General features: G+C 63.7%; 27 protein-coding genes, 2 tRNA genes and 2 pseudogenes. 20 read left to right on the forward strand and 11 right to left on the reverse strand.

The genetic code is table 11. The features are described 5' to 3' along the window. The first annotated feature begins 2 nt into the window (after positions 1-2). From A9973_RS19030 to A9973_RS19045, 4 genes are all read left to right on the forward strand, one after another. On the forward strand, positions 3-1,010 hold the full coding sequence (locus A9973_RS19030; protein ID WP_304503368.1) for an ABC transporter ATP-binding protein: 1,008 nt from the start codon (positions 3-5) through the stop codon (positions 1,008-1,010). 22 nt (positions 1,011-1,032) lie between these two features. Continuing rightward, positions 1,033-2,487, forward strand: a complete 1,455-nt coding sequence (locus A9973_RS19035) for an amidohydrolase family protein (protein WP_183015262.1) — start codon at positions 1,033-1,035, stop codon at positions 2,485-2,487. A 73-nt stretch (positions 2,488-2,560) separates the two neighbouring features. Then, complete coding sequence (locus A9973_RS19040) at positions 2,561-3,208, forward strand: helix-turn-helix domain-containing protein (RefSeq protein WP_255469216.1); 648 nt, start codon at positions 2,561-2,563, stop codon at positions 3,206-3,208. Between the two features lie 282 nt (positions 3,209-3,490). Then, positions 3,491-3,670 carry a hypothetical protein gene (locus A9973_RS19045; protein ID WP_183015264.1) on the forward strand — a complete coding sequence of 60 codons (180 nt, stop codon included), beginning with the start codon at positions 3,491-3,493 and terminating at the stop codon, positions 3,668-3,670. A gap of 204 nt (positions 3,671-3,874) precedes the next feature. On the opposite strand, the gene A9973_RS19050 is transcribed toward A9973_RS19045, so the two are convergent. Then, the gene (locus A9973_RS19050) at positions 3,875-4,321 is read right to left on the reverse strand and encodes a GNAT family N-acetyltransferase (protein WP_183015265.1); all 447 of its coding nucleotides are present in this window, start codon (positions 4,319-4,321) and stop codon (positions 3,875-3,877) included. Between the two features lie 134 nt (positions 4,322-4,455). Then, positions 4,456-5,040: a nucleotidyltransferase family protein gene (locus A9973_RS19055; RefSeq protein ID WP_370539506.1), complete on the reverse strand. Its 585-nt coding sequence runs from the start codon at positions 5,038-5,040 to the stop codon at positions 4,456-4,458. A 289-nt stretch (positions 5,041-5,329) separates the two neighbouring features. Between A9973_RS19055 and A9973_RS19060 the strand changes: the two genes are divergently transcribed. The 5 genes and pseudogenes from A9973_RS19060 to A9973_RS19075 all read left to right on the forward strand — a co-directional run bounded on the left by A9973_RS19060 (position 5,330) and on the right by A9973_RS19075 (position 9,371). Further along, positions 5,330-6,505, forward strand: a complete 1,176-nt coding sequence (locus A9973_RS19060; RefSeq protein WP_183015266.1) for a MerR family transcriptional regulator — start codon at positions 5,330-5,332, stop codon at positions 6,503-6,505. 47 nt (positions 6,506-6,552) lie between these two features. Continuing rightward, positions 6,553-6,705, forward strand: a pseudogene (locus A9973_RS31185) (YjhX family toxin); the annotation flags it as partial. 159 nt (positions 6,706-6,864) lie between these two features. Next, positions 6,865-7,371: a GNAT family N-acetyltransferase gene (locus tag A9973_RS31190; RefSeq protein ID WP_255469229.1), complete on the forward strand. Its 507-nt coding sequence runs from the start codon at positions 6,865-6,867 to the stop codon at positions 7,369-7,371. Positions 7,372-7,672: 301 nt separating this feature from the next. Further along, positions 7,673-8,338 carry an imm11 family protein gene (locus A9973_RS19070; RefSeq protein WP_183015268.1) on the forward strand — a complete coding sequence of 222 codons (666 nt, stop codon included), beginning with the start codon at positions 7,673-7,675 and terminating at the stop codon, positions 8,336-8,338. Positions 8,339-8,987: 649 nt separating this feature from the next. Then, complete coding sequence (locus tag A9973_RS19075; protein ID WP_183015269.1) at positions 8,988-9,371, forward strand: cytochrome c; 384 nt, start codon at positions 8,988-8,990, stop codon at positions 9,369-9,371. A 68-nt stretch (positions 9,372-9,439) separates the two neighbouring features. Here A9973_RS19075 and A9973_RS19080 read toward each other — a convergent pair whose 3' ends face one another. Continuing rightward, positions 9,440-9,823 carry a VOC family protein gene (locus A9973_RS19080; protein ID WP_183015270.1) on the reverse strand — a complete coding sequence of 128 codons (384 nt, stop codon included), beginning with the start codon at positions 9,821-9,823 and terminating at the stop codon, positions 9,440-9,442. 101 nt (positions 9,824-9,924) lie between these two features. On the opposite strand from A9973_RS19080, the gene A9973_RS19085 reads away from it, so the two are divergent. Beyond that, complete coding sequence (locus A9973_RS19085; RefSeq protein WP_183015271.1) at positions 9,925-10,167, forward strand: hypothetical protein; 243 nt, start codon at positions 9,925-9,927, stop codon at positions 10,165-10,167. Between the two features lie 140 nt (positions 10,168-10,307). Continuing rightward, on the forward strand, positions 10,308-10,586 hold the full coding sequence (locus tag A9973_RS19090) for a DUF2164 domain-containing protein (protein ID WP_183015272.1): 279 nt from the start codon (positions 10,308-10,310) through the stop codon (positions 10,584-10,586). Positions 10,587-10,694: 108 nt separating this feature from the next. Here A9973_RS19090 and A9973_RS19095 read toward each other — a convergent pair. The 4 genes from A9973_RS19095 to A9973_RS19110 form a co-directional block, all read right to left on the reverse strand. Next, positions 10,695-10,779, reverse strand: a tRNA-Leu gene (locus tag A9973_RS19095). 188 nt (positions 10,780-10,967) lie between these two features. Next, entirely contained in the window at positions 10,968-11,441 is a 474-nt protein-coding gene (secG, locus tag A9973_RS19100) for a preprotein translocase subunit SecG (protein ID WP_183015273.1), read from the reverse strand. Positions 11,442-11,462: 21 nt separating this feature from the next. Further along, complete coding sequence (gene tpiA, locus A9973_RS19105; protein ID WP_183015274.1) at positions 11,463-12,209, reverse strand: triose-phosphate isomerase; 747 nt, start codon at positions 12,207-12,209, stop codon at positions 11,463-11,465. A gap of 130 nt (positions 12,210-12,339) precedes the next feature. Beyond that, positions 12,340-13,317: an NAD(P)H-quinone oxidoreductase gene (locus A9973_RS19110; protein ID WP_183015275.1), complete on the reverse strand. Its 978-nt coding sequence runs from the start codon at positions 13,315-13,317 to the stop codon at positions 12,340-12,342. Between the two features lie 151 nt (positions 13,318-13,468). On the opposite strand from A9973_RS19110, the gene A9973_RS19115 reads away from it, so the two are divergent. The 6 genes and pseudogenes from A9973_RS19115 (at position 13,469) to A9973_RS19135 (ending at position 18,343) form a co-directional block, all read left to right on the forward strand. Beyond that, a tRNA-Ser gene (locus tag A9973_RS19115) sits at positions 13,469-13,556 on the forward strand. Positions 13,557-13,780: 224 nt separating this feature from the next. Continuing rightward, on the forward strand, positions 13,781-14,296 hold the full coding sequence (locus A9973_RS19120) for a sigma-70 family RNA polymerase sigma factor (protein WP_183015276.1): 516 nt from the start codon (positions 13,781-13,783) through the stop codon (positions 14,294-14,296). Beyond that, positions 14,293-15,249, forward strand: coding sequence for a FecR domain-containing protein (locus A9973_RS19125; protein WP_183015277.1), 957 nt, complete (start codon positions 14,293-14,295; stop codon positions 15,247-15,249). Before A9973_RS19120 ends, A9973_RS19125 begins: the two co-directional genes overlap by 4 nt. A 278-nt stretch (positions 15,250-15,527) precedes the next feature. Further along, positions 15,528-16,034 (forward strand): annotated as a pseudogene (locus tag A9973_RS31195) (TonB-dependent receptor plug domain-containing protein); the annotation flags it as partial. A 629-nt stretch (positions 16,035-16,663) separates the two neighbouring features. After that, positions 16,664-17,740 (forward strand): TonB-dependent siderophore receptor, encoded by a 1,077-nt coding sequence (locus tag A9973_RS31200; RefSeq protein ID WP_370539507.1) that lies wholly within the window; start codon positions 16,664-16,666, stop codon positions 17,738-17,740. Between the two features lie 165 nt (positions 17,741-17,905). Beyond that, positions 17,906-18,343, forward strand: a complete 438-nt coding sequence (locus A9973_RS19135) for a universal stress protein (RefSeq protein WP_183015278.1) — start codon at positions 17,906-17,908, stop codon at positions 18,341-18,343. Positions 18,344-18,362: 19 nt separating this feature from the next. On the opposite strand, the gene A9973_RS19140 is transcribed toward A9973_RS19135, so the two are convergent. From A9973_RS19140 to A9973_RS19155, 4 genes are all read right to left on the reverse strand, one after another. After that, complete coding sequence (locus tag A9973_RS19140; RefSeq protein WP_183015279.1) at positions 18,363-19,292, reverse strand: hydroxymethylglutaryl-CoA lyase; 930 nt, start codon at positions 19,290-19,292, stop codon at positions 18,363-18,365. 37 nt (positions 19,293-19,329) lie between these two features. Then, positions 19,330-20,289, reverse strand: coding sequence for a tripartite tricarboxylate transporter substrate binding protein (locus A9973_RS19145; protein ID WP_183015280.1), 960 nt, complete (start codon positions 20,287-20,289; stop codon positions 19,330-19,332). Positions 20,290-20,360: 71 nt separating this feature from the next. Beyond that, entirely contained in the window at positions 20,361-21,569 is a 1,209-nt protein-coding gene (locus A9973_RS19150; protein WP_183015281.1) for a CaiB/BaiF CoA-transferase family protein, read from the reverse strand. Positions 21,570-21,732: 163 nt separating this feature from the next. Next, positions 21,733-22,659 carry a LysR family transcriptional regulator gene (locus A9973_RS19155; RefSeq protein ID WP_183015282.1) on the reverse strand — a complete coding sequence of 309 codons (927 nt, stop codon included), beginning with the start codon at positions 22,657-22,659 and terminating at the stop codon, positions 21,733-21,735. A 121-nt stretch (positions 22,660-22,780) separates the two neighbouring features. On the opposite strand from A9973_RS19155, the gene A9973_RS19160 reads away from it, so the two are divergent. From A9973_RS19160 to A9973_RS19170, 3 genes are all read left to right on the forward strand, one after another. After that, positions 22,781-23,857 (forward strand): RDD family protein, encoded by a 1,077-nt coding sequence (locus A9973_RS19160; protein ID WP_255469217.1) that lies wholly within the window; start codon positions 22,781-22,783, stop codon positions 23,855-23,857. A gap of 29 nt (positions 23,858-23,886) precedes the next feature. After that, a complete protein-coding gene (locus A9973_RS19165) occupies positions 23,887-25,422 on the forward strand; it encodes a tetratricopeptide repeat protein (RefSeq protein ID WP_183015283.1) in 1,536 nt (511 codons plus the stop codon). Between the two features lie 464 nt (positions 25,423-25,886). Then, complete coding sequence (locus A9973_RS19170; protein ID WP_183015284.1) at positions 25,887-26,504, forward strand: PIN domain-containing protein; 618 nt, start codon at positions 25,887-25,889, stop codon at positions 26,502-26,504. The last annotated feature ends 13 nt before the right edge of the window (positions 26,505-26,517 follow it).

The raw sequence follows: 26,517 nt of genomic DNA on the forward strand, positions 1-26,517 counted from the left end.
CCATGAACCTTCACGACATCCCCCTTTCCTCGGCCGCGCCCGCGCGCACGGCGCCTGACGCGGTGCCCATGCTGGAAGTCATCGGCCTGAAAAAGCACTTCCCCGTGGACAACGGGCGCGGCGCGAAAGTGCTGCGCGCGGTGGACGGCATCTCGCTATCGGTCCCGCGCGGCCAGACGCTGAGCCTGGTCGGCGAATCCGGCTGCGGCAAATCCACCACCGGCAAGTGCCTGATCCGCCTGACGGACCCCACCGAAGGCCGCATCCTGCTGGAAGGCGAAGACCTGGCGAAAATGAACAGCAGCCAGTTGCGCGCCATGCGCCAGCGCATGCAGTTCATCTTCCAGGATCCGTTTTCTTCCATGAACCCGCGCATGCGCGTCCGCGACATCATCGGCGAGCCGCTGCGCAACTTCGGCCACGACCGCGCCGCCATCCGCGAACGCGTCGCGCAGTTGCTGGCCCGCGTCAGCCTGCGCCCCGACGCCGCCGACCGCTACCCCCACGAATTCTCGGGCGGGCAGCGCCAACGCATCGTCATCGCCCGCGCCCTGGCGCTGGATCCCGGCCTGATCGTCTGCGACGAACCCGTGTCGGCGCTGGACGTCTCGGTCCAGGCGCAGGTCATCAACCTGCTGATGGACCTGCAGCGCGACCTGGGCCTGACCTACGTTTTCATCTCGCACGACCTGAGCGTGGTGCGCCACATCAGCCACCGCGTCGCCGTGATGTACCTGGGCAAGATCGTGGAAATCGGCACCCGCGACGCCATCTTCGATCGCCCGGCGCACCCCTACACCCGCGCCCTGCTGGCCGCCGTGCCGTCGGCGCGCCAGGGCCAGCGCGCGCCCGTCGAAGTCCTGAAAGGCGAAATCCCCAGCCCGCTGTCGCCCCCGTCGGGCTGCGCCTTCCGCACGCGCTGCCCGATGGCGCAGCCGCGCTGCGCCGAAGAAGCCCCGCCGCCCCGCCTGGTCGCCCCCGAACAGCAAGTCGCCTGCCACTTTGCCTGAACCCCATTAGCCGGAGATCCGCATGTCCCAGCCTGACGCCACCCCGTTCGACTACATCCTTGCCGGCGGCACCGTCATCGACGGCGCCAACACCCCGGGCCAGCGCGCCGACGTCGGCGTGCGCGGCGACCGCATCGCCGCCGTGGGCGACCTGTCCGCCAGCGCCGCCCGCCGCCGGATCGACGTCAGCGGCAAGGTGGTCGCGCCCGGTTTCATCGACTCGCACACGCACGACGACAACTACCTGCTCAAGCACCGCGACATGACGCCCAAGATCTCGCAGGGCGTCACCACCGTCGTCACCGGCAACTGCGGCATCAGCCTGGCGCCGCTGGCCCACGCCAGCCCGCCCGCCCCGCTGGACCTGCTGGACGAAGGCGGCTCGTACCGCTTCGCGCGCTTCTCCGACTACCTGGACGCCCTGCGCGCCACCCCCGCCGCCGTCAACGCCGCCTGCATGGTCGGCCATTCCACGCTGCGCGCCGCCGTCATGCCCGACCTGCAGCGCGAGGCCACGCCCGACGAAGTGCAGGCCATGCGGACGCTGGCCGACGACGCCCTGGCCAGCGGCGCCATCGGCATCTCGACCGGCACCTTCTACCCCCCCGCCGCCCGCGCCACCACCGAAGAGATCATCGAAGTCTGCCGGCCGCTGAACACCCACGGCGGCATCTACGCCACCCACATGCGCGACGAGGGCGAGCACATCGTAGCGGCCCTGGAAGAGACCTTCCGCATCGGCCGCGAACTGGACGTGCCCGTCGTGATCTCGCACCACAAGGTCATGGGCCAGCCCAACTTCGGCCGCTCCCGGGAAACGCTGCCCCTGATCGAAGCCGCCATGGCCACACAAGACGTCTCGCTGGACGCCTACCCCTACGTGGCCGGCTCCACCATGCTCAAGCAAGACCGCGTGCTCTTGGCCGGCCGCACCATCATCACCTGGTGCAAGCCGTTCCCGGAACTGAGCGGACGCGACCTGGAGGAAGTGGCCGCCGAACGCGGCAAGTCCAAGTACGACGTCGTGCCGGACCTGCAGCCCGCCGGCGCCATCTACTTCATGATGGACGAGCCCGACGTCCAGCGCATCCTGAAATTCGGCCCCACCATGATCGGCTCGGACGGCCTGCCCCATGACGAACGTCCCCACCCCCGCCTGTGGGGCACCTTCCCCCGCGTGCTGGGCCACTACTCCCGCGACCTGGGCCTCTTTCCGCTAGAGACCGCCGTCTGGAAAATGACCGGTCTGACCGCCGCCAAATTCGGCTTGGCCGAACGCGGCCAGGTGCAGCCGGGCTACTTCGCCGACCTGGTGGTCTTCGACCCCGCCACCGTCGCCGACGCCGCCACCTTCGAACGCCCCACCGAACGCGCCGCCGGCATCCACTCCGTCTATGTCAACGGCGCCCCCGTCTGGGAAGACCAGGCCTTCACCGGCCAGCACGCCGGCCGCGTCCTGAACCGGACCGCCGCCTGAACCCGCCCACCCCTTACAATCCGGCGTAGACGCGGCAGGGCTTGCGGGCCCTGCCCCAGCCCCCAACCCCTTGATGCCCGACCGCTACATGGCCCTACCCGGCAATACGTCCCCCCCCGAGATCGTGGGCAAGGAAGAAATGGGCGCCCGCCTGCGCGCCGAGCGCAAAGCCAGAAAAATGACCTTGCAGGCGCTATCGCAGGCCAGCGGCATCGCGGTATCGACGCTGTCAAAGGCCGAACTCGGCCAGATCGCCCTGAGCTACGAAAAGTTCGCCGCGCTGGCCCGCGCGCTGGACATCGACATGACCCGCCTGTTCATGCTGCGCGACGCCTCCCAAGCCGCCGTCGCCCCCACTTACGTCAAGAACAAGCTCAGCGACGCCCGCGACTACATCACCGAGAACTATCACTACCGCCTGCTGATGGGCGAATACCCCGGCAAGAAGATGCTGCCGATGGTCGCCTTGATCGATTCACGCAAGGTGGTGGAGTTCGAGGACTACATCCGGCACCCGGGCCAGGAGTTCGTCGTGGTGCTATCGGGCAAGGTGCGGATTCAGTTCGAGAATGGCGACAGCGTGGTGCTGGGGAAGCTGGAGTCGGCGTATTTTGATAGCAGTATCGGGCACGTGTACCTGTCGTTGAGCAGGAAGCCGGCGGAAGTACTGGCGGTATGCAGCGACATGGAGGACGTGCCTTCGAGGTTGAAGGGGAGCTGAGAGGCCGAGGCTTGGGCTGGGCTGGGCTTGGACGTCTTCTTCGGTTTCGGCGCGAGCTTGGACTTCGACGTTGACCCTCGATGATTTGAGGTTTTGCCTTGCGCTGGCATATGGCTGTAATAGAAGCCGGCCATACTCGTCGACGAGATGCTTGGGGGGACCCCGGTCTGGACCGGACCAGCCCTGGATATTCATATGAATGGTAATTCGTTGGCCCGGGCCAAAAGCCGGCTTACGATGCCTGGCATCTACTGGGCCCGGTGCCCGCAGGAATGCTCCGACATGCAACGCTTGATCTCCCCCATTTTGACCCGCCGCCCGGCCCTCCTTGCCGGCCCGCTTAGTGGCCGCCGCTATGACGCGGTGTATTCGGTAAAAGCCCACCGTGAAGCCCGGATGTTGAATGAATCGGCACAGCGGATTCTGGCTGTTTCGGCCCGGTATATGTTGGCTGGGGCTTGATTCTTATTTTGTGATTCCTGGCATTGCGCTGGGCAGCGCCGCAGTCAAAATCCCGCTGAGACGTCAGGTTTCAGCGGGATTCTTTTTAAGCGCTCATTGGGGCGACCACGGGCAGCTCACAATTTCAAGTCCGGCTCTTCACGGAGTCGACGCAGGTACGAAAAGCGCGTCGGCTTCCTGCCAACCCCCGGTGTGCGGCGGTTCTTACAAGGATGTTCTCAGCTTCACGAACACGAGTTCAGGATCCTGATCATCCAGATTCTCAATTTGGCCACTTTCGATAAAGCCAAGCTGTCCGAGCAAATGGCGCATCGCGATGTTTGAAGTATTCGTCGACGTGAACAACTTGCCTCCTTGGCATCGCAACTCCAACGTCCGCATGATTGCCGTCGCGACGCCACGGCGCCGTGCAGAATCCTTGACCACGATTAGCGGGATGAAGTCGTGCTCGAAGAAGGATCTGTTAAGCACCCCGTAACCGATTAGCGCAGAAGCACATTCCGCTTCTACCGCGGCCCAGCATTGGCCCGCGGCCACCGCATTGGCGATAAATGTCCTTCTAGCCAGTTCCTGCTTGGCGATCGGATCCAGTTCAATGATCGAATCGATGTCGTAGCTCTGGGCTAGCCGGACGTTCGTTTGAGGAGGCATAGTCGCAACGCATCAGGATTGGAGAATTCTTAGTCTATCGTGTCAGGGAAGCTCAGCCGCAGTTGCCTTGCGCCGACGGCGTTTCTGGGCGAAAACGGCCGCCCGTTTTCGACCCACAGCGGTCCTATGTGCGGTCAGGGTGTACAGATTGATAGCCGAGGCCATCGGTGGCCGAATCGCTTGGAACTCACGCGGTGCATAAACGTTGAGACGCTCGCCCGCCGAGGGTTGTGCCGAACTCGCAGTTCAAACAGGTCACTCAATCCGTACGGCGCTATGACCTTCAATGATTCATCACCGTCCAGGTAAATGCCAACGCAAGTGGCAAACTCTGGCCAAGTGGCCAGCCCATCGTCCAAAGACGTTAGGGGTGAAACCACCTGGCCGAGCGCTTCTGCGAACCACTCGTGCACTCTGGCCTGGTTTGTCACTTCCCAAGTGAGCGAGGGAAGGAGCCAATGCAGCCGCTCTTGAAGTTCGGCATCCAGAGCTAGAGGCGCTTCGGCATCAAAGTACGCAACGTCCACGTCATCCAAGTTCGAGGGCTCCTGAAAGCCATGCAAGCTATCCCAAACCAAGGATCTGATGGCCCCTGCACCGATGCACCACGAGGGCAAACCAAGGCAGCGAACCGCCCGCAGCGCAGCCATCAGTTGCTCAGAGGATTCGACGAGGTCGCATAGTTGTTGCTCATAGCCAGCTCGAACGGTTGTCATCATTTCGCCAGGAACTAGAATTTCGGGTTGCTTGTATGTGGAAACAGCATATCCGGAATCGTCCGGACGACCACTCCTGGCCGGAAGCGGTTGTCGAAGACTGGCAGTTTTCGACCCGTTGCGGTCCTTTTGGGAGGGCAGCAATCGTCCAGAATCGTTCACTCAAAGCACAAACTGCTACCGACCAAGCACGGAAATTGTCGCAACGAAAAAAGGCTCTGTAGCCAATTTTCTCTTTACCTGTCTATAACTTCATGGTTTATGGTTTACGCCCTAGAACGAGGGAAAGGTCATGTATCGCATTTCCGAATTGGCGCTGAAAGTGGGTTTAAGCCGTTCTACGCTGCTTTACTACGAGAAGCTGGGGTTGATCTCATCCCAGCGGCAGGCCAATGGATATCGAACGTACTCAGAGCACGACCTGCAGCAGTTGAAATTGCTGCAGCAGCTTCAAGCAGGTGGGCTGACATTAAAAGAGTGCCAAGCGTGCTTAGAAACACGAATAGACAGGTCATTATTACTTGAGCGATTCCAGGCTCTGGAACAGGAGATCGCGCAGAAACAACAATCTAGAGATCTGCTCGCAGCAATGCTTGGAAAAGCCTCCATGCGTGGTTGGCACCAAGCTTTGGACAGCCAGGCTCCAGGCGCTCATTTAGCTTGGTTGCTGAAGCAAGGTTTCAACGAAAAGCAGGCACTACGCTTGAAGTGGTTATCAAAGGATATGAATGAGCATGACCACTATATGGCCGATTTCGAGCGAATCTTTGATGGTTTGGATCGCCTAGGGCCGGGGTCGGCTGAGGATACATTGCAAGCACTCTATGCGTTACCCACTGTGCCGCAGAGCCTGCTGGATATCGGTTGCGGCCGAGGCCTGAGCACGCTGCTACTGGCGAAACATACCCAAGGGCTGGTCACCGCCTTGGACAACGACGAGTACAACCTAACGTGCCTAAAAGAGGCTGTCGCAGCCAATGCATTGGAAGATCACGTCCAGCTGCTGTGCGCCAGCATGACCGAAGTGCCGTTTGAAGGCAGTTCATTTGAAGCTATTTGGGCCGAGGGTAGCGCGTACATCATGGGCTTTGGTAATGCCCTCAAAAGCTGGCGGCGGTTTATCAGACCGCAAGGGTTCCTGGTGGTAAGTGATTTGATATGGCTGACCGATAATCCGCGTTCTGAAGCCTCATCGTTCTGGCAGAAAAACTACCCTGGCATGACAACGCTGGAGAATCGCGTTTCCAGCATTACATCACTGGGCTATCGAGTCGTATGTAGTTTTCCATTAAGCCAACATGCGTGGGAAAACTACTTGGGCCCCCTGCGCGAAAAGATTGCAGAGCTGTCCGTACAAGAATTTTCCTCAAAGGCGCTGGCAGATATCAAGGACGAGATTGATATCCACGAGCGCTTCCTCGATGACTACGGCTACCAGTTTTTCGTGTTGCAGAAGAACAGCGCCTAGTCTCGAAACATTGTTCATCAAGCCCTGAAACTAATTGGGTCGATATCATGAATATTAAAAAATCGGAACAACGGACGCCGCACGTCCTCGCAAAAGGCGGCCGCATCTCGCACCAACGCGACGCTTTGGGCCGTGTCAGGGCGGTCGAATGCTATACCCGAGAAGGCCAGTTGCTTTCCGACTGCACGCTCAGCGTATTCAACAAGCTGGAGACGATCCTGCAGCACAACCAAGGCATCAATCCACCTGGATTTGACTATGCGTTCAACCTGACCTGTGGCAACCAGTACACAAAAAACACTGCCCTGTTCAACACACTACGGGGCCTGTTCGATCAAGACACTAGAGAAAAACTCAATATGAATTTTAATATCCGCAATGAACGATCTGAAGACATCGAACGCATATTCAAACTGACTGCTGCGGCATTTGAGCAGGAAAAACACTCCAGCCACACCGAGCAATTTATTATCGATGCACTACGCCAAGCAGGACAATTAACAGTTTCGCTGGTTGCAGTGGAGAATGATGAAATCGTTGGGCACGTCGCCATTTCCCCAGTCACCTTGTCTTCCGGTACTGCAGGTTGGTATGGGCTTGGGCCAATTTCCGTATTGCCGCGCCGCCAAGGCCAGGGTATCGGCTCATCCCTGATGAAAGCTGCTCTTGCCGAGTTACAAGACCAGGGTGCAGCTGGATGCGTAGTGTTGGGTGATCCTGGCTATTACGGTCGCTTTGGCTTCAAAGCGTACGCAGGTTTGGAGCTGCCTGGGGTTCCCCAAGAGTATTTCCAAGCCTTGTCTTTCGGCGGTGATTTGCCTGCAGATACTGTGCAATATCACGAGTCCTTTGACGCCACGGAGTGAGCTGGGAGCGCCCAGGTCATGCTTTCATCCTGATAACGCTCGGTTCATTCAATGCATTTTCCGGCAGCGGCATCAACTTTTTGAGTGAATTACAGCCTTGCGCAGCAGGTCACAAAGAGCGGAAAGTAGAGCGAGTTGAACATCTACTTTCGACCAAAATCTGCTTTCCTCGAAAGGCAGCTCCTGGCCGGAAGCGGCCAAGTGAATCAAGTATCACAGGCATCATTTCGCCGGAACTTGTGGCTGCGCTAAAGCCCCGTTAGCATCTGCTCACCTGCATTCCCGTTCTGTGCCCACATCCATGATGGAAGCCACCGTGACCGAACCCACCGCCATTGAAGTTTCAGGCAAAGCCGCATCTCATAAGGGCAAATTTTTCCTGATCGACGCCAGCTTCTTGGGAAACGGCAGGGTTCCCGGCATAGACATCGCCAACGAACAGAAGCTGATCGATCCGGGGATGAATGTCGTCTCGCGTCCTAATGGAATGCCAGATCAGTATCCGGAGCGTCCGCACCTGGTTCATGTACCGGAGAAGGGCGGAATGCCACGCGATCTGGAAGAGCTCGCTGGCATATGGATTGTGTCGGAGCCGTTGAAGCAACTGCTTGAGCAATTAGACGCCGAGGCGTTTGCATTTGTGGCATGCGACTTCAGCCTTGCTGACGGCAGCCCCGCCCCTCAATACTACCTAGGCAATGTGCTGCGCACACTCGATGCCCTGGATGAAGCAGCTTCTCGCGTGAGGATCAAGCTCAGCCACAATTATCAGACCGGCGAGGACGAGAAGCTTTATAGCCTCGTTGGCGGAGCCAGCTTGGTGTTCAAACAGGATGTTGTGGGAGATGCCCATATCTTCCGCCAGGATCGCATGGGAGCACCTTTTATCTGCGACCGCGCGATGTTTGATGCATTGAGTGCGGCCAACTTCTCCGGCGTACGGCTGCGCGATGTAGCCGATATTTAGCGCTGACACGGGAGGGGAGGGTTATGGCCGCTGCGAGACCCTAAGCGGCCACGCTCGGATGTCGGTGCGGTGACGCGAATGCTCGCTTTTGGCCGGAAGCACGCATTCGCGAACGTCCGTCCCAAACCCATGAGCGGTCTGCTAATCCGCGCCTTTGGATTGCATCAAGCCAAGCTCGAGCTTGGCAATCAGTGCCCTGACCTCTCCTTCCCCCCCGGTCCAGCGGATCGCCATGCGTACCAGTCGCGACGACACAGATGCTGGAACCGTCAAACCCTGCGTCGAGGCGATCTTCTGGGAACAATTGGGGCACTGACTCTCTCCGGGATGATTGGAAGGTTTTGGGCCGGAGCCGCAATCTACGGCTGCAACGCCCCGACACCGGCAGGTGCTGGATCTTTTTCTTCAACTGAGCCCGATCCCCCGTGCGCCCAACCCCGCCAGGCCGTGCCGCCTGCGATAATGCGCCGGGCGCGGTGGCCGAAATCATCTGCGGTCGGCGGTCGTTCAAGCCCTCCGGAGTGTGGAATGCAATCTCTTATCGCTGCGAAACGCGGATTGAATTCAAAAGATCGAAAGCGTCGAACGTTGCAGTGGCGTTCCCCGGGCGTTGCTCCAGATTATTATCTTATTTATACAAAAAGACCAAATGAAAGTAAGAGCACTATGCATCACTTCGCTGGGAGTTTTGGCGCTAACCCAAGCATCGCTCTCCTTCGCGCAAAACATCAACGGGAAAAATCTATTTACCCAACGATGTGCCATGTGTCATGGAGCTGATATCAAAGGCACTGGACCATTGGCCAAGAAGAGCAATCCCCCCACACCCGATCTGACCACTGCCGTTTTCAAGAAGCGACTCCACGACTATCCAGGCGTTATAGTTTCCTCGGTAATACTCCGCCCGAATGGAGATTTGATTCCAAGGACTTTGCGAGAAAATGGTGTAAAGCTGGCGCCACATTCCTGGACCGTTCAGGATTTTCGCGATTTAAATACTTACATGAGTGGCGTGATTTCGAAAAGCCGATAGCTTTTAGGCGCATAAAAGGTGCCAGACCGCGTATTCACCATGAGATGCAGTCTGGCATCTTTTTTTGTCTAGCCGCCACGAAAGACCGCTTCCATATTGTTGCCGTCGGGATCCAGCACAAACGCGGCGTAGTAGCCCGGCGGATAGCCTTTGGATGGATCGCGCAGCCCGGGTGCGCCGTTATCGGTTCCGCCCGCTGCCATCGCGGCAGCATGGAAGGCGTCCACTTCCGCATGGTTCTTCGCCGCGAACGCGGTGTGCTGCTGCACACCGTGCGGATGAAACTTGTCGATCCAGAAAATCGGATAGTCGACGCCATAGCCGATGGCATCGGTTCCCTCGCCGACAGGAATCTGCATGATGCGGCGCAGGCCAAGAGCCCCCAAGACCGAGTCGTAGAACTTGGCGGAGCGAGCGACATCGGCCACGCCGATACCCGTATGGTCAATCATGGGAACCTCCCGGAGGGTTCAAGGACTTGCGACCATTACAGTTCACACATGCGGGATTGTCCATTTCACAGCCGCTCCTCCCTGATGACGGCCGTAAGAAAATGACCGTTTCCAACATGTGGCGATGGATGGGACGCCTGGCGTTGCTCGGCATATGCCTTGAGCGACTGCATCGTTCGAGGAAGCCCTTCCAGATGGGCTTGTTTGGTATCGGGATCCCACAGGTGCCATCGATCGACCTCGCTCCAGATGTGGTCGACGACCATAGGCGGGACTGCGATGCGGACGCGCGCTTCGATGTGCATGAGTGGGGCGATTATCAATCGGCAGCAATCATAGACTGACGATCCGGCACGCCGCCCAACTGGGCGCGGTTGACCGCTACCCTCATGGATGCGGAGCGCCGGTAATCCGGTATACAACTACAATTTTGAAGATGGCCACTGTCGCCTGACACCAGCCCCCGTTGAAAGGCAGAATCCACATGAGCGTTGAACTGGATAAACAGGCCCGAGCCACTGCCATCGCATCGATTCAGCGGTATTTCGATGAGCACATGGAGGAACCCATCGGCAATATCGCTGCGGGCGCGTTGCTAGGGTTTTTTCTGGAGGAAATCGGGCCGACGGTCTATAACCAGGCCGTCGCGGATGTGCAAGAGCGGTTGCAGGTGCGCATCTCCGAACTGGACCTTGAGGTCCGCGAAGACGAGTTCGCCTACTGGCGCAAGTATTCGCAAGAGGGGAGCAAGCGGAAAAAGTAGCGCGCGCGGGTCATTCGATCAAAGCGTCATCCGCTCTCTCCGCCCAGCCCGCAAAGCAAAAAGCCCGCTGAAACTTTACGTTTCAGCGGGCTTTTTACGAGGAATTCTTGGTGCCGACGGCGAGACTCGAACTCGCACAGCTTTCGCCACTACCCCCTCAAGATAGCGTGTCTACCAATTTCACCACGTCGGCATTCACCAATTTCCCGGCGTCGCCATAGGCACTGCCAGAAAGTCGAGCATTCTAGCACGAATTGAACGGATGACGGAAGCGACCCCAAATCGCACGGACTCCACCGCCATCCGCCCTTGCCTCACACCCGCCACCCGGCAAAGAAAAAGGCCGGCAAACGCCGGCCTTTCTTCTCTTCCTGCCCGAACTTACTTGGCAGGCGTTTCAGCCGGCTTTTCGCCCGTAGCCGGAGCAGCGGGAGCGGGAGTCGCCGGAACCGACGGCACCGACGCGTCAGGCTTGGCCGGGGCGGCAGGCGCTGCCGGCACCGAGCCAGGAACCGACGAACCGCCAGCGGCGGGCGCGGCACCCGGCACTTGGGGCACGGAGCGGTCGGACGGGAAGCTCTGCATCACGCCGGAGTCCACGGCCGGGCCGTTGGTGCCCTTGTGGCTGACGTAGGCCAGGCCGGCGGTCGACGCGAAGAAGACCACGGCGGCCCACTTGGTGGCGCGCGACAGGAAGTTGGCGGCGCCGGTGGCACCGAACAGGCTGCCGGACGAACCGCTACCGAAAGCGGAACCCATGTCGGCGCCCTTGCCCTGCTGCAGCAGGACCAGAACGATGATAGCCAGCGCCGAAAAGACTTGGACGGCCAGCAGAAGTTTAAGCATCAAGGGCATTACAGACTCCGGAACGGAAACTTAGATGGCGGCAATACGCAAAAATTCTTCAGCCACAAGCGACGCGCCGCCGACCAGGGCTCCGTCGATATCAGTCATGGCGAACAAACTGGCGGCGTTGGCAGCTTTGACGCTACCGCCGTACAAAACCTGCACCTGCGCCGCGCCCAGCGCGCGCAAGGCGGCGCGGATGGCGGCGTGGACTTCCTGCGCCTGCTCGGGGCTGGCGGTGCGGCCAGTGCCGATGGCCCAGACGGGCTCGTAGGCCAGGACCATGCGCGACACGGCCTCTGCACCCAGCGCCAGCACGGGCTTCAACTGGCGTTCGATGACGGCCAGGGTGTTGCCGGCTTCGCGGTCGGCCAGCGACTCGCCCACGCAGACCACGGGGGTCAGGCCGGCGGCCAGCGCGGCTTGCGCCTTGGCGGCCACGATTTCGTCGGTCTCACCGTGCAGCACGCGGCGCTCGGAGTGGCCGGCCAACGCCCAGCGGCAGCCGAATTCTTTCAGCATCGCACCGGCGACTTCGCCGGTGTAGGCACCCTTTTCGTGCGCGCTGACATCTTGCGCGCCCCAGGACACGTTGCTTCCGGTCAGGGCCGAACCGGCTTGCGCCAGGTAGGGAAACGGAACACAGATGCCGATGTCGCAGTGGCTCGCGGCATCCGCGGCGCGCAACTCGGTCAGCAACGCGGCGTTCTCGGCCAGGTTGCCGTGCATCTTCCAGTTGCCCAGCACGAGGCGGGCGCGGTTTTCGACTGAAGTCATGGCGCAATTGTCAGAGAGGGTGAGTCCCGGGGGATGACGCGACCGCCCACGGGCCTGCCTGGAAAAAATTCCAGGCGAAACCCGAGATTGTATCCTGTTGCGCGGCGATACGCCGAACGCCGCGCGTTTCTTACATTGTCAGGATGATTTTGCCGATATTTTCGCCGCCTTCCATCATGGCGTGGGCCTTGGAGGCCTCGGCCAGCGGGAACGTGGCGTGCACGATCGGCTTGATGGCCCCTTTTTCCAGCAAGGGCCATGCCTGTTCGCGCAGGGCGCGCGCGATGGCGCCCTTGAAGTCGATCGACCGGGGACGCAGGGTGGACCCCGTGATGGTCAGGCGGCGGCGCATGACCTGGGACGTGTCCACATCGGCGCGCGAGCCGCCCAGTTGGGCGATGATGACGATGCGGCCGTCGTCGGCCAGGCATTGCATGTCGCGCGCGATGTAGTCGCCCGCCACCATGTCCAGGATGACGTCGACGCCGCGCCCGCTGGTGGCGTCCATGACTTCCTTCACGAAGTCCTGCGTCTTGTAGTTGATGCCCTTTTCGGCGCCCAGCGCTTCGACGGCGCGGGCGCGGTCGTCGCTGCCGACCGTCGCGTAGACCTTGTTGCCCATCGCGCGGGCCAGCTGGATCGCCGTGGTGCCGATGCCGCTGGCGCCGCCGTGCACCAGCAGGATCTCGCCTTCGGACAGGCGGCCGCGGTCGAACACGTTGCTCCAGACGGTGAAATAGGTTTCCGGCAGGCCGGCCGCTTCGATGTCGGACAAGCCCTTGGGGATGGGCAGGCATTGCGCCACGGGCGCGACACAGTATTCGGCGTAACCGCCGCCCGCGACCAGCGCGCAGACCTTGTCGCCCACGGCGAAGCCGCTGCCGGCCACGTCGCCGCCCACGATTTCGCCGGCCACTTCCAGGCCCGGCAGGTCGGAGACGCCGCGCGGAGGCGCGTAGTTGCCCTTGCGCTGGAACACGTCGGGGCGGTTGATGCCCGCGGCGCTGACTTTGATCAAGACTTCACCCGCGCCGGCTTCGGGCGTGGGGCGTTCTACGGGGACCAGAACCTCGGGGCCGCCGGGGCGGGAGATTTCTACAGCGTGCATCGCGTGCCTCCTTTGCAGCAAATGGATTATTATTGCGCCCTTTACGGCATATCGCGCTGCCGTTCGGGCAGAATGTTTGCCTGACGGCCGAATCGCCGATCTGCGCGCGCCAGTCGACCCGACGCGCCCGCCAGACACATCAGCAGACCCCGGAAGCGTGGCAGAGTGGTCGATTGCACCGGTCTTGAAAACCGGCAACGGGCAACCGTTCGTGAGTTCGAATCTCACCGCTTCCGCCAAATATCCTTTGGCAATCGCAAGGCCCTCGGCCGCCCCAGGCATTTCCCCGGGACGCCGCATACGCGCCGACGCGCTCTTTCACTCCCCTACCCACCACGACGAACCGTGCCCCCGGCTGCCTGCCCGCAACCGTTTCGGCCCACGGGTGTTCCCTGCTACTGGCGGCACGCCTTTTTCTATATACTGAATGATACTTATTCTTATTTTTTAAGATCTTCAGTTCATGGGAAAGCACTCCACCCATTCCGCCCTGGCTTCCCTATACGTGAACTATCGCCCTTGGCTGGTGGATCGCCTGCGCTTTCGGCTGCGCAATCACGCGGACGCGGAAGATCTTGCGTCCGACACGTTCCTGCAAGCCGCCGTCAGCCGCGAACCGGTGGCTTCAATCGCCGAACCCAAGGCGTACCTGTCCACTATCGCCCGACGGCTGCTGTTCCATTTCTGGCGGCGCCGCGAACTGGAACAGGCGTATCTGCAATGGCTGGCCCTGCATGCCGACGACCTGGCGCCGTCGCCCGAAGCCGTAGCGTTGGGCGTGGAAATGCTGATGCGGGTGGATGCCGTGTTGCACGGGTTGCCCTCGGCCGTGCGCGCAGTGTTCCTCTACAGCCAGCTGGACGGCTTGGGCTACGAGGAAATCGGCCAGCGCATGGGCCTGTCGGTGCGCACGGTGCAGCGGCATATGGCGCAGGCGCTTGAACGTTGCCTGCGCGTGCGCCGCGAGGGGCTCGCATGACGCCCGAGATTGATCGCCAGGCCGTGCAATGGATGCTGCGCCTGTCCGCAGGCGACGCCGACGCGGCCGAACAACTTCGGTTCCAGAAGTGGCGGCAAGCGGATCCCGCGCATGCGCAGGCCTGGACCACGCTGCAGGAAAGCGTGGCCGGGCCGCTCCAAGCGTTACGCGCGCTGGGCGCGGCACACTCGCAGGATTCCGCTGGCGCGGCGCTGCGCGGCATGCTGGTCCGGGGCCCTTCGCGGCGCCTGTTCCTGGGCAAGACCCTGGCGTTGGCAGGGGTCGCGGCGGGTACCACCTGGGTTGGCGCGCGGCAATGGCAGCAGCGCGCTGACCTGACCACCGGCATGGGCGAACGCCGCACGGTTGCGCTGGACGACGGCAGCCAAGTGCACCTGAATGCGGAAAGCCGGATACGGCTGGAATTCACCAACGCGGTGCGCCGCGTCCGCTTGCTGCGCGGCGCGTTGATCGCCGCCGTGGCGCCGGACGAAACCCGCCCGTTTGGCGTCAGCACGGATGACGGCACGGTATGGGCGCTGGGCACCCGCTACATGGTGCAAAAGGAAAGCGGCCACAGCGTGGCGGCCGTGCTGGAGCATACGGTCCGGGTACGTGCGCGCAACGGGGCGACGGAACAGCTGGCGGAGGGGCAGGCGGCAGCCTATGACGCCACGGGCATCCGCCACCTGGACGGCGCGCCGGCTGCGGCGCTGGCGGCCTGGGAAGCGGGCCGGATCGAGGTGCTGGACGCATCCCTGGAACACGTCGCGTCGGCCTTGCGGCCCTACATGCGGGCCACGCTGCATGTGTCCGATGCGGCGGGCCGGCTGCGGGTGCAGGGGGTGTTCTCCCTGGATCGGCCGGATGAAGCCTGGGCCGCGCTGGCGGCGACCTTGCCGTTGCGCATCAACCATTACGGCGGCTTGCTGACGTGGGTGGACCGGGCCTGATTCCCGGTCCGGCTGGTTTTTTTACAATTTTTCTGTCCGGTTTTTTGGCGTCGATACACCTCTGGGTAGGAATTCGAGAAATCAGCAACCCGGAGTTGTACGTCATGCATCCTTTGTATCGGGCCAGCCTAGCGGTGGCCGTCGCCGTGGTCTCCCCCGCCGCCCTTGCGCAACCGACCGCAACCACCCAGCAATACGAGATCCCCGCCGGACCGCTGGCGGTCGCCCTGAACCGCATCGCGGCGCAGAACAACCGCGTGCTGTCGCTGGACCCCGCCATGGTCCGCGATATCAGCGCGCCCGCGCTCAACGGCCACTACACCTTGAACGACGCGCTTGGCCGCGTCACCGCGGGGTCCGGCCTGGAAACGGTGACCCTGCCCGGCGGCGCGCTGACCTTGCGCCGCGTGCCGCAGTCGGCCGTGACGACGCTGGCGCCGATCAACGTCACCGCCAACACGGAAACGGCCTGGGGCCCGGTCGCCGGCTACGTGGCCAAGCGCAGCGCCACGGGCACCAAGACGGACACCGCCATCCTGGAGACGCCGCAGTCGATTTCGGTGGTCACCGCCGAGCGCATCAGCGCCATTGGCGCCACCACGCTCAAGGACGCGCTGGGCTACACGCCGGGCGTGGCCACGACGACCTATGGCGCCGATTCCCGCTACGACTGGATCGCGATCCGCGGCTTCGACGCCTATTCGCCGGGCTACTACCTGGACGGCATGCCGCTGCGCAACAACGGCAACTGGGGCATCTGGCAGACGGAAAACTACGGCGCGGAGCGGATCGAGATCCTGCGCGGGCCCGCGTCCGTGCTGTATGGGCAGACGGGTCCTGGCGGCCTGGTCAACGTGGTCAGCAAGCGGCCCACCGAAGAGCCCCTGCATGAATTGCAGGCGCAGTTGGGCGACCATTCTCGGCGCCAGCTGGCGGGCGATCTTTCAGGCCCGGTCGATGAGGACGGCAAGTGGCTGTACCGCATCACGGCGATGGGGCTGGATTCCGAGATGCCGGCGCACGGCATCGCCAACGACCGTCTGTACATTGCGCCGTCGTTGACGTGGCGCCCGTCCGCCGACACGTCGCTGACGCTGCTGTCGCAATACGGGCGCAAGGACGGCGGCACGTATACGCGGGTGCGTCCGGCCGTGGGATCGCTGGTGCCCACGCCCGTCGGCACCCATATCCCGACCGATCTTTTCGTAGGCGAACCCGATTACGACAACTTCGATCAGACGCAGTGGATGGTCGGCTACCTGTTCGAACACCGCGTCAGCGATGCGGTGACGCTGCGCCAGAACGCGCGCTACGGCAAGTTGCGCGTGGACTACGCGGCGGTGCAGTCCCTGGGCTATCTGCCCGTCAACGAGGCCCCGTCCGACCCGGCCACTACCAGACCCTGCGGCGCAGCGTGTCGGGCAGCAAAGAGAATATTTCCAGCTTCACCGTCGACAACCAGGCGCAGACCGATCTGCGTTTCGGCGATTGGCAGCACCGGATACTGCTGGGGGTGGATTACCAGCGCACGGCCATCGACCAGGTCAGCTTCAACGGGGGCTACGCGCCGCCGCTATCGATCTACGACCCCGTCTATGGCCGCGGCGGCATCCAACGCCCCACGCCCTGGATGGACGCCGACATCACCGTGGCGCAAACCGGCGTGTACCTGCAAGACCAGATCAAATGGAACGACCGGTGGGTGCTGACGCTAGGCGGCCGGTACGACGACGTGTCGGGCAAGATGCGCAACCGCCAGGACGGCTCCACCACTCGCTTTCCCGACAACCACTTCAGCAGCCGCGCCGGCCTGGTCTACGTGGATCCGGCCGGCTGGGCGCCGTACCTGAGCTATTCGGAATCGTTCTCTCCCACCGCCACTATCGATCCGGTCAGCGGCCAGCCGTTCAAGCCTGAAACCGGCAAGCAATATGAAGCCGGCATGCGCTACCAGCCCGCCGGGAGCACGGACAGCTACAGCGCTGCAGTCTTCGAACTGCGCCGCAAGAACTACATCACCTACGACAGCCAATCGATGCCCAGCCAGAAGGGCGAAGTGCTGGTGCGCGGCCTGGAACTTGAAGCCACCTTCCAGCCCATCCCACGCATGAACGTCGTCGCGGCCTACACCTGGACGCCGACGGCCGACGTGGTCGAAAGCAGCAATCCCGCCGAGGTCGGCAAGCAAGCGACCGCCGTGCCCAAGCACCGCGCCTCACTGTGGCTGGACTACCGGTTCGAGTCCGCCGTCAAGGTCGGGATCGGCGCCCGCTACACGGGGACGAATTTCGGTGACGGCGAAGGCGCGCCGGCCAAGGTCCCGTCGTTCCTGCTGTTCGACGCGATGATCGGCTACCAGATCAAGAACTGGACGCTGGCGCTGAACGCCCGCAACCTGACCAACAAGACCTACATCGCCAACTGCGGCTACGGCAACTGCTACTACGGCGACCAGCGCACCGTCGTGGGCACCGCGACGTATCGCTGGTAGGGGGGACGGGCACTGCCGGCCCTGCCGCAGGGCCGGCGCTTGATCGGCGTCAGCTGCGGGCGGGCGCGCGCCTTCCGGGGCGCGCGGCGCAGGCGTAGTATGGAACTGTTGTCCTCGCCCGTGTGGCGGCCGCGACCGCGCCGCCTTCCCCCCTTGGAGGTTGCCATGTACAAGCACATTCTCATCCCCATCGACGGATCCAGCCTGGCCAATACCGGCCTGGAGCAAGGACTGGGCCTGGCCCGCGCGCTAGGGGCCAGCGTCACCGTGGTGACGGCCTATGGCAGCTTTCACATGCCCTCCATGGAAACGGTGCAGCTGGAAGGCGTGCGCAAGACCTATGAACACCAGGCCAAGGAATTGGCCGGCTCCTACCTGACGGAAGCCGCCGTCCGCGCCAAGGCCATGGGCGTGCCGTGCACGACGGAAATGCGCGAAAGCGACGCGCCATATCAGGTCATCATCGACATCGCCCTGACGCAGGGCTGCGACCTGATCGCGATGACCTCGCACGGACGCAGCGGCATGGCCGCGCTGCTGCTGGGCAGCCAGACGCAGAAGGTGCTGGCGCACTCCACGGTGCCGGTGCTGGTGTACCGCTAGGCTAGCGTGTGGCGCGGGGTTACGCCACGGCCGCCGCGCCGGGGAATGTCTTGGGAATGCCTGCCGCGGCCACGCCGCTGCGCAAGGTCTCTTGCGGCAAGGCTTCGGCCAGCAAGGCGCGCGCGGCCAACAGCCGGCGCAGGTCCACGCCGGTCCGGTAGCCCATGCTTTCCAGCATGAACACCATGTCTTCGGTGACGATGTTGCCCGACGCGCCCGGGGCAAACGGGCACCCGCCCAGGCCACCCAGGCAGGAATCGAAACCGCGGATGCCTTCGTTCAGGCCCGCCAGCGCATTGGCCAGGCCCAGCCCCATGGTGTCGTGCAGATGCAGCTTGGTCAGCAGGCTGCCCACGGCGTCCTGCGTTGCGCGCACCCCATCGCGCACCTGCGCGGGGTGCGCATAGCCCACGGTGTCGGCCAGCGCGATTTCATCGACGCCGGTGCGCGCCACGGCGGCGGCCACCTGCGCCACGCGCCGCACCGGCACGTCGCCTTCCATCGAACAGCCGAACGCCGTGGCGACGGCCGCGTCGATGCGCATGGGGCGCGGCTGCGACCGCACCCAGTCCACGATCGACGCCATCATCTCCACCTGCGCGTCGGTGCCCTTGCCGACGTTGGCATGGCTGTGCGTGTCGCTGACCGAGATCGGAAACGACAGCACGTGCGCGCCCGCCTCGTAGGCGGCGATCGCGCCCTTCAGGTTGCAGGCCAGCGCGCACACGGTCAGGCCGTCTATCTTCAGGACGTCGGGCAGGATGGCGCCGGTATCCGCCATCTGCGGCACCCGCCGCGGCGATACGAAGCTGCCCACCTCGATCTCGCGCAAGCCCGCCGCGGCCAACTGGCGGATCCAGCGCAGCTTGTCGGCCGCGGGCATTATGCCCTTGGCCATTTGCAGCCCGTCGCGCGGACCCACTTCGCAAAGCCTGACTTCCTGATTCATAGGTTCTCCCTGTCGTGTACGCGGGCCTGCGCCCGGGCTATTGCTGTACCACGATGCCCGCGCTCTTGATCGTCTGCTGCGCCTTGCCGATGTCCGACTGGATCAGTGCCGCAAACTGGGCGCTGGACACCGGATCCGTTTCCAGCCCCTGCGACGCCAGCGCTTCCTGCACGTCCTTGCGCGCCAGCAGCTTGTTGAAATCGGTGTTCAGGCGCGCCACGATGTCGGCGGGCGTCTTGGCCGGCGCCAGCACGCCGTAGTAGGTCACCACGCTGAAATCCTTGTAGCCAAGCTCGGCCACGGTCGGCACGTCCGGCAGCGCCGGATTGCGCTTGGGCGAGGTCACCGCCAGCGCGCGCACCTTGCCCGCCTTGATCAGCGAGGCCGCCGACGAGATCGAGGAACCGGCAAACTGCAGATGCCCGCCCATCAGGTCGGCCAAGGCAGGCGCCGACCCCTTGTACGGCACGTGCTGCATCTTGAAGCCGGCCTCGTGCTGCAGCATTTCCATGGCGATGTGAACGCCGCCGCCGGTGCCCGACGTGCCGTAGGAAATCTTGTTGGGCTCCTTCTTGGCGGCCTCGATCACTTCGGGCAGGGTCTTGTAGGGCGAGCTCTCGGCCACCAGCAGCACCATCGGCGTGGTGGCCACCAGCGCCACGGGCGCCAGGTCCTTGACCGGGTCGTAGGCCACCTTCATCAGCAGCGGAATCAGGGTGACGTTGTCGGATTGGCCGATCACCAGGTCATAGCCCTGCGCGGGCGCGCGCGCCGCCTCGGCCAGGCCCAGCGCCGTGCCGGCGCCCGGCTTGTTTTCGGGCACCACCGCCCAGCCGTTCAGCTCGTGCAGCTTGTTGCTCATCAAGCGGCCGATGTAGTCGGTGCCGCCGCCCGGCGTGGACGGGATGATGATGCGGATGGGCTTGTTGGGATAGTCCTGCGCGTGCACGGTGCAGGCGGCGGCCAACGCGGCCAGCGCAATCAGTTTTCGAATCATGGGGTCTCCTATTTGATGGATGTCTTGGCGGTCTGACGCCGCCTCGACAGGGTGCCGACGTTATGGCCGGGTCATGCGATGACTCCCGCCGTGCGCAGCGCATCGATGCGCGCCGCGTCCAGGCCCAGCCCTTGCAGAATGGCGTGGGTCTGGCCGCCTTGCACCGGCGGATCGCAACGCTTGCCGGCCTTGCGGCCATCGAATTCGATGGGCAGCGCGGCCGTGGATATTTCGCTGCCGTCGGGCAGCAGAGTCTTCAACAACGCGCCCCCGGCGTTCAGGTGCGCGTCGTCCAGCAGATCGTGCGGCTGGCGGATCGGGCCATAGGAAAGATTGGCGTCCTCCAGCGCCTGGCACAGCGCATCCGTCTTCCAGGTTTTCAGGATCTCGGCCACGCCGGGCACCAGCCACGACCGGGCGGCTTCGCGGTCGACCGCCGTAGCCAGGCGCGGGTCGGCGGCCCATTCCGGCGGCAGGAATTTCTGCGCGAAATTGCGCCACTGCGCATCGCCCACCACCGCGACGAACACGCGGCCGTCCGCCGTTTCGAACACGTCGTACACGCCCCATGGCGGCTTGCGCTCCGCGCCCATGGGTTTGGGCGCCGTGCCGGTCAATTGGAACTGCGCGATGAACTGCGCCACCAGCAAGAGGTTGTTCTCGAACAGGCCCGACCGAACGTGGCGGCCACGGCCCGTGGCGTGGCGGTCGTGCAGCGCGGCCAGCGCGCCGACCACCCCGAAGGTGCCGCCCAGAATGTCGTTCACCGATGCCGCCACGCGTTGCGGCGTGTCGGCGCCGCCATTGATATAGGCCAGCCCGCCCATCATCTGCACCACTTCGTCCAGCGCGGTGCGATGCTTGTACGGACCCGACAGAAAGCCCTTCAGCGACACGTAGATCAGCCCGGGGTTGCCGGCCGACAAGGACTCGTAGTCCAGCCCGTACTGGGCCAGGCTGCCGTCGCGGAAGTTCTCCACCACCATGTCGGTCTGCAAGGCGAGCGTTCGCACGATCTCCTGCCCTTCAGGCGATTTCAGGTCGATCGCCAGACTTTGCTTGTTGCGGTTGAACACGGGGAAGTAGCCGCTGCCCGACCCTTTCAGGCGGCGCGTGCGGTCGCCGTCGATGGGTTCCACCTTGATCACGTCGGCGCCCAGGTCCGCCAGCGACAGGCCGGCGGCCGGCCCCATGATCATGTGGGACAGTTCCAGGACCTTGATCCCCCGCAAGGGCAATTCGGAACTCTCCATGAAGGGTGAAGCCGGTGCTGCGCTCATCAACGTTTCCTCTCGCCTGCCTGATGGTCGGATGCGGACCGGCAACGTCGGAAATCCATGTTGCCGCCCTGCGAATGCGTCCATCATCGCGGGCCTGCGGATAGGGCGGGTAGCGGTCTTTCAGCACGGGGGCATTCTCGTTTCGGAACATCCGGGTTTGCCCCTAGCGTCCGTCCGCCGGCAACACGCCCAAGTGGGCCAGCAAGGCCCGCGCGGCCGGCGACAAGGCATCCGGATCCCGCACCGCAATACAGATCGGCGTGCTGGACCACGGGCCGGTCAACGGGACGAAGCGGATGTCCAGATGCGACAGGCGCGCCTTCAGGTACTGGGGCACCACGGCCACGCCCATGCCGCGCGCCACCAGCATGCAGATCGTTTCGTGCGAACTGACCCGCGCGCTGATGCGCCGCGTCACGCCCGCGCCTTTAGCCGCCTGTTCGAACACGCTGCTGATGCCGTTGTCGCGGTTCAGCTCGATCTGCTCGAAGGGCAGCAGTTGCGCGTAGTCCAGCGCCTCGCGGTCGGCCAGCAGATGCTGGCCCGGCACCACGGCCGCCAGCTCGCAATGGCCGCAGGCGTATACCTGCAAGCCGTCATGGCCGAAGTCCGACCCGGCGGCCACGTCGGCGTTGCCGTCCAGCACGGAACGGAACGCCGCCTGTGTCGTGTCTTCTTCCAGCGAGATATCGATTTGCGGGTACGCCCGGCGAAACGACTGGATCTGGGCCGGCAGGTCGCCCGACAAGGCGGCCACGCTGACGGCCAGCCGGATGTGCCCGCGCACGCCGCTCGCAAACCCCGCCATCTCGCGATGCATGCGGTCCATGTCCTGCAGCAGCCGGCGCGCATGAGTCGCCAGCGCATTGCCTGCCGGCGTGGGCTGCACGCCCTTGACGCCTCGCTCCAGCAGCGGCACGCCAAAGGCGTCTTCCATTTCCGACATGCGCTTGCTGACGGCGGACGGCACGATGTTCTCGCGGGCCGCGGCGCGCGCCAGGCTGCCTTCCTCCAGCGCCGAAAGGAACAGTCGGAGCGAAACGGGGTCGATGTCGCGGGGGGCTGGCGATACGGGCTGGGCAGGCTTCATGGCAGGAAGTGTCCCGCGTTGCCTGTCCGAGAAGGCATCGGGGTTTTCCCGCACGCCGGACCTGGGTATGATCCGCAATCCGGCCGCCAAGCGCGGCCTTCGTTTTGCGGATCACGCTTCCATGCAATGCCCTCGCTGTAATTGGCAGAACCCGGCCTCCAATACCCTATGCTTCAGTTGCCAGACACCGTTGCCGGTCAAAGCGGCGCCGGCTCCTGCGCCGGCCCCCGCCAAGCGGTCCGCCCCGGCGCAGAACGCGCCCGTATTCCCCAGCATCTGGACCCGGTTGGGCGCCACCGCCATCGACGGCCTGTTCATGGTGGCGGCGATCATCACGCTGATCTGGGCCGCCTCGCTCACCTATGAAAGCCTGACCGGCGAGCCCCGGCCCGTGCTGCTGGTGCTGCTGGCAGGGCTGATCGGCTGGCTGCTGCCGGCCTTCATGGACGCCTGGACCAACGGGTCCCCCGGCAAGCGCCTGCTGAAACAGCGCGTCGTGAACCGCAAGGGGCAAGCGCCCGGCCTCGCGCGCTCGATCTGGCGGCACACGCTGAAGTACACGCTCAACCTTGCCCTGCCCGGCCTGTTCCACCATATCCAGCAAGCCATTTTCGGCGACCGGTCCATGCATAACGCCTTGGCCGGCACGCATGTCGTCTCCAGCCGGGCGCATCCGCGCGCGATGCAGGCAGCCGTGGCCAAGACGCCTGCGGTCACCGGTACGGGCAAATTCCTGTTCTTCGTATTTGGGGTGCTGGCGCTGGTCCTGGGCGGCATCGTCATCGGGGTCGGCGTCATGAGCCAGGACGACGGCGACAATCCCTTGCACGCGGACGTCCGCCGCTATGACCTGGTGTCGGACCCGATCCGCATGCTGGTCGAAAACCACTACCGCAGCAAGAAGGCCTATCCCGCAACGATGGCGGACATCGGCCTGACCCAGGAATCGCTGCAGAACAGCGGCTTTTCCAAGCTGGATATGAATCCCGTCAACGGCGTGCTGCGGCTTACGATTGCAGGCGCGCCGCGTGAAGACGGCTTTCCCACGCTGGCCAGCAAGCACCTGATGTACCTGCCGGAACTGCGCGCCGAGAAGAAAGGCGGCGGCATCCGCCGCTGGCAGTGCGGCAGCGACGACATCGCCAGCACCGACCGCCCCTACAGCTGCCGCCACGACACCACCGCGTTCGCGCGCTAGCCCGCCCTTTTGAATACGGAACGCCCCGCATGTCCAGTCTGATCGAAGCCATTCACCGCGCCGATGACGGCCACGACCACAAGCAGATGCTCTCCTTGTGCGAACAGGGCGTGCGCGAACAGCCCGGTTCCGCCGTGATGTGGGCCCTGCGCGCCCGCTATCACGACAAGCGCAGCGCTCACGCCCAGCGCGATGCCGACCTGGCCCGGTCGCTGACCCTCGATCCACAATGCAGCGACGCCCTGCGCGTGCGCGCCACCGCCCTCTACGACGCGGGCGAACAGCAGGAAGCCTGGCGCATCCTGCGCGACGCGCGCCAGCGTGCGCCCTCGCATTTCGGCCTGATGATGTCCGAGGCCTACTTGCTGATCAACGACCGCCGCCTGGAAGACGCCATCGAATGCTGGACTCGCGCCTCGCAGCTGCGGCCGTCTGCCGCGGCGCCGCATTGCTATATCGGCTCGAACCTGCATAACGCCGGCCGCTACCAGGACGCGCTGCCCTACCATCAGCGCGCCGTCGCGCTGGCGCCCAACAACGGCGGCTTCCTGTATGACGCGGGCAACAACTACCGGCGTCTGGGCGATCTGAAGAATGCCATCGCGATGTTCGACCGCGCCCGTGCCATCCTGGGCGAGGAAAACGCCATCCAGCACAATCGGGCCTCGTGCCTGCAAGCGCTGGAGCGCCATGAAGACGCGGTAGAGGAATGGAGCAGCCTGCTGCGCCGCGAGCCCGATTGGGATTGGCCCTTGGAAGGCAAGGCGCGGTCGCTGCACCGCCTGGGCCGCGCGGACGAGGCCGCGCCGCTGTGGCGGCACCTGGACGCGCTGTCGGACACGGGCTGGGAAGGCCGCAAGGAGCAGGCCCGCGAATTCGTGCGCAGCGGCGACCCGGAACTGGCGGAACAAGCCTTGCAAGGGCTGGATCCGATGGACAGCGGCGACGCGCAATTGCTGTTCGTGGCGGGCAACGCCCAGCGCGACCAGCGCAATTGGGAACAGGCGCTTGCCTACTACCTGCGCGGCTACGAGATCGCGCCCGGCGACGATTTCCTGCCGGGCAACGCGGCCGACATGCTGACCCGCCTGGAACGCTACGACGAAGCCCTGCCCCTGTCGGAAGTGGCGATTTCGCTCGACCCCGACTGGCTGAAGTGGCGCCGCGTCCGCATCGACGCGCTGACGAACCTGGGCCGGGGCGCCGAAGCCGTGGCCGATGCCGACCGCGCGCTTGCCAAGTGGCCGGACAGCGGTCCGCTGCATGCCGAACGCATCAACGCGTTGAATGCGGCCAAGCAGTACGAAGAAGCCCTGGCCGCGTGCGACCGCCTGATCGGGCTGGATCCCGACTACCGCAGTTGGGCCCTGTTTTCACGCGGCGAGATCTACGGCCACCTGAAGCGCCCGGCCGAATCGGCACTGGCCTACCGCCAGGCCGCCGCGTCCTACCAGCAGAACGGCAAGGCCGAGTATCAGGACCTGTCGTTGCGCCGGGCCCAGGCGGCGGAAGAAGCCGCCGCCTCGCCACGCGGGTTCCTGGGCCGGCTGTTCGGCCGGAAATAGGCGCGTGGCGGGCTCGGGCTTACCCGGATCCCCGCCGGGCGCGCCAATGCCCCTGCGCCCAAGATGGTATAGTCACGCCCGCTGCCGGCCCTGCACGGGCCGTGCAACGCCCGAGTGGTGAAATTGGTAGACACAAGGGACTTAAACTAATTTGAGCCCTTTGGAGGAAACTCCAAAGGTGTAGCCCGTCAAATTCGGCGAACGCCCTGGACCTGTTCCGAGCCAACGCCGAGCCAAGCCCCGGTTGAAAAACCGGGGAAGGTGTAGAGAGCAGACGGCGGGCACCTAAGGCCGCAAGGCTATGGTGAAGGCGTGCTCCAGACCACGAACAGCGCTTATGCGCGGGCGGCGAAAGCCGAAGTGGTAAGAAAATCCCTCGGCCGCAAGGCCGTACCGGTTCGATTCCGGTCTCGGGCACCATTACTCTTGCCGTTCAAAGGCCCCGGCCTTTCTCATTCCCCATCTTGACCGCTCCTTCCGCCCCTGCCCCCTTTATCGTCCTGGACGCCTGCGTGCTGATGTCCGGCATCTTGCGCCGGCTGCTGCTGCGTCTGGCCGAAGCCGGCGTGTTCATCCCGGTCTGGACGGAACGCATCGGCGAGGAGTGGCGCCGCAACGCCTCCCGCATCTGGGACATTCCGCCGGAAGTGCTGGCCGAGTTCTGGGCCGACATGAACGCGCGCTTTCCCGACGCCAACGAGGCGGACACGCAGGTCTATGAAGCGTCGCTGCGCTACAGCGATCCGAAGGACTTCCATGTGATCGCCGCCGGTTTGGCGCGGCGCGCGCGCTGCGGGCTGCAGCAGCCACCCGTCGTGCAGATCGCAACGTGGAACCTGAAGGATTTCAACCGGTCGGAATTGCGCCGCCAGGGTCTGGATGTGTACAACCCCGACCGCATGCTGCTGCAATGGTGGCCAGGCAACGTCGAGCGCATGCGCGAGGCCATCGCCCAGATCCCCGCCGATTACATCGCGCTGGGCCGCGAACCCGAGCCGCTGTCCACGACCTTGCACCGTGAACGCCTGTACGGCTTGAAAAGCCTGGTGGCGCGCGACGCCGCGCAACGCGACGCCGCCTGATCCCCCGGTTCGG

The organism is Achromobacter sp. UMC46, from assembly GCF_014170335.1.
Lineage (GTDB): Bacteria > Pseudomonadota > Gammaproteobacteria > Burkholderiales > Burkholderiaceae_B > Achromobacter.

What these genes read in the sequence shown, in the direction of transcription:
- A9973_RS19110 (WP_183015275.1), bottom strand. Translation starts at nt 13,317, where the DNA reads ATGCACGCTGTAGAAATCTCCCGCCCCGGCGGCCCCGAGGTTCTGGTC.
- A9973_RS19160 (WP_255469217.1), top strand. Translation starts at nt 22,781, where the DNA reads ATGCAATGCCCTCGCTGTAATTGGCAGAACCCGGCCTCCAATACCCTA.
- A9973_RS19165 (WP_183015283.1), top strand. Translation starts at nt 23,887, where the DNA reads ATGTCCAGTCTGATCGAAGCCATTCACCGCGCCGATGACGGCCACGAC.
- A9973_RS19145 (WP_183015280.1), bottom strand. Translation starts at nt 20,289, where the DNA reads ATGATTCGAAAACTGATTGCGCTGGCCGCGTTGGCCGCCGCCTGCACC.
- secG (WP_183015273.1), bottom strand. Translation starts at nt 11,441, where the DNA reads ATGCCCTTGATGCTTAAACTTCTGCTGGCCGTCCAAGTCTTTTCGGCG.
- A9973_RS19155 (WP_183015282.1), bottom strand. Translation starts at nt 22,659, where the DNA reads ATGAAGCCTGCCCAGCCCGTATCGCCAGCCCCCCGCGACATCGACCCC.
- A9973_RS19075 (WP_183015269.1), top strand. Translation starts at nt 8,988, where the DNA reads ATGAAAGTAAGAGCACTATGCATCACTTCGCTGGGAGTTTTGGCGCTA.
- A9973_RS19080 (WP_183015270.1), bottom strand. Translation starts at nt 9,823, where the DNA reads ATGATTGACCATACGGGTATCGGCGTGGCCGATGTCGCTCGCTCCGCC.
- A9973_RS31190 (WP_255469229.1), top strand. Translation starts at nt 6,865, where the DNA reads ATGAATTTTAATATCCGCAATGAACGATCTGAAGACATCGAACGCATA.
- A9973_RS19140 (WP_183015279.1), bottom strand. Translation starts at nt 19,292, where the DNA reads ATGAATCAGGAAGTCAGGCTTTGCGAAGTGGGTCCGCGCGACGGGCTG.
- A9973_RS19050 (WP_183015265.1), bottom strand. Translation starts at nt 4,321, where the DNA reads ATGCCTCCTCAAACGAACGTCCGGCTAGCCCAGAGCTACGACATCGAT.
- A9973_RS19045 (WP_183015264.1), top strand. Translation starts at nt 3,491, where the DNA reads ATGCAACGCTTGATCTCCCCCATTTTGACCCGCCGCCCGGCCCTCCTT.
- tpiA (WP_183015274.1), bottom strand. Translation starts at nt 12,209, where the DNA reads ATGACTTCAGTCGAAAACCGCGCCCGCCTCGTGCTGGGCAACTGGAAG.
- A9973_RS19090 (WP_183015272.1), top strand. Translation starts at nt 10,308, where the DNA reads ATGAGCGTTGAACTGGATAAACAGGCCCGAGCCACTGCCATCGCATCG.
- A9973_RS19035 (WP_183015262.1), top strand. Translation starts at nt 1,033, where the DNA reads ATGTCCCAGCCTGACGCCACCCCGTTCGACTACATCCTTGCCGGCGGC.
- A9973_RS19085 (WP_183015271.1), top strand. Translation starts at nt 9,925, where the DNA reads ATGACCGTTTCCAACATGTGGCGATGGATGGGACGCCTGGCGTTGCTC.
- A9973_RS19040 (WP_255469216.1), top strand. Translation starts at nt 2,561, where the DNA reads ATGCCCGACCGCTACATGGCCCTACCCGGCAATACGTCCCCCCCCGAG.
- A9973_RS19135 (WP_183015278.1), top strand. Translation starts at nt 17,906, where the DNA reads ATGTACAAGCACATTCTCATCCCCATCGACGGATCCAGCCTGGCCAAT.
- A9973_RS19070 (WP_183015268.1), top strand. Translation starts at nt 7,673, where the DNA reads ATGATGGAAGCCACCGTGACCGAACCCACCGCCATTGAAGTTTCAGGC.
- A9973_RS19030 (WP_304503368.1), top strand. Translation starts at nt 3, where the DNA reads ATGAACCTTCACGACATCCCCCTTTCCTCGGCCGCGCCCGCGCGCACG.
- A9973_RS19055 (WP_370539506.1), bottom strand. Translation starts at nt 5,040, where the DNA reads ATGATGACAACCGTTCGAGCTGGCTATGAGCAACAACTATGCGACCTC.
- A9973_RS19120 (WP_183015276.1), top strand. Translation starts at nt 13,781, where the DNA reads ATGGGAAAGCACTCCACCCATTCCGCCCTGGCTTCCCTATACGTGAAC.
- A9973_RS19060 (WP_183015266.1), top strand. Translation starts at nt 5,330, where the DNA reads ATGTATCGCATTTCCGAATTGGCGCTGAAAGTGGGTTTAAGCCGTTCT.
- A9973_RS19125 (WP_183015277.1), top strand. Translation starts at nt 14,293, where the DNA reads ATGACGCCCGAGATTGATCGCCAGGCCGTGCAATGGATGCTGCGCCTG.
- A9973_RS19150 (WP_183015281.1), bottom strand. Translation starts at nt 21,569, where the DNA reads ATGAGCGCAGCACCGGCTTCACCCTTCATGGAGAGTTCCGAATTGCCC.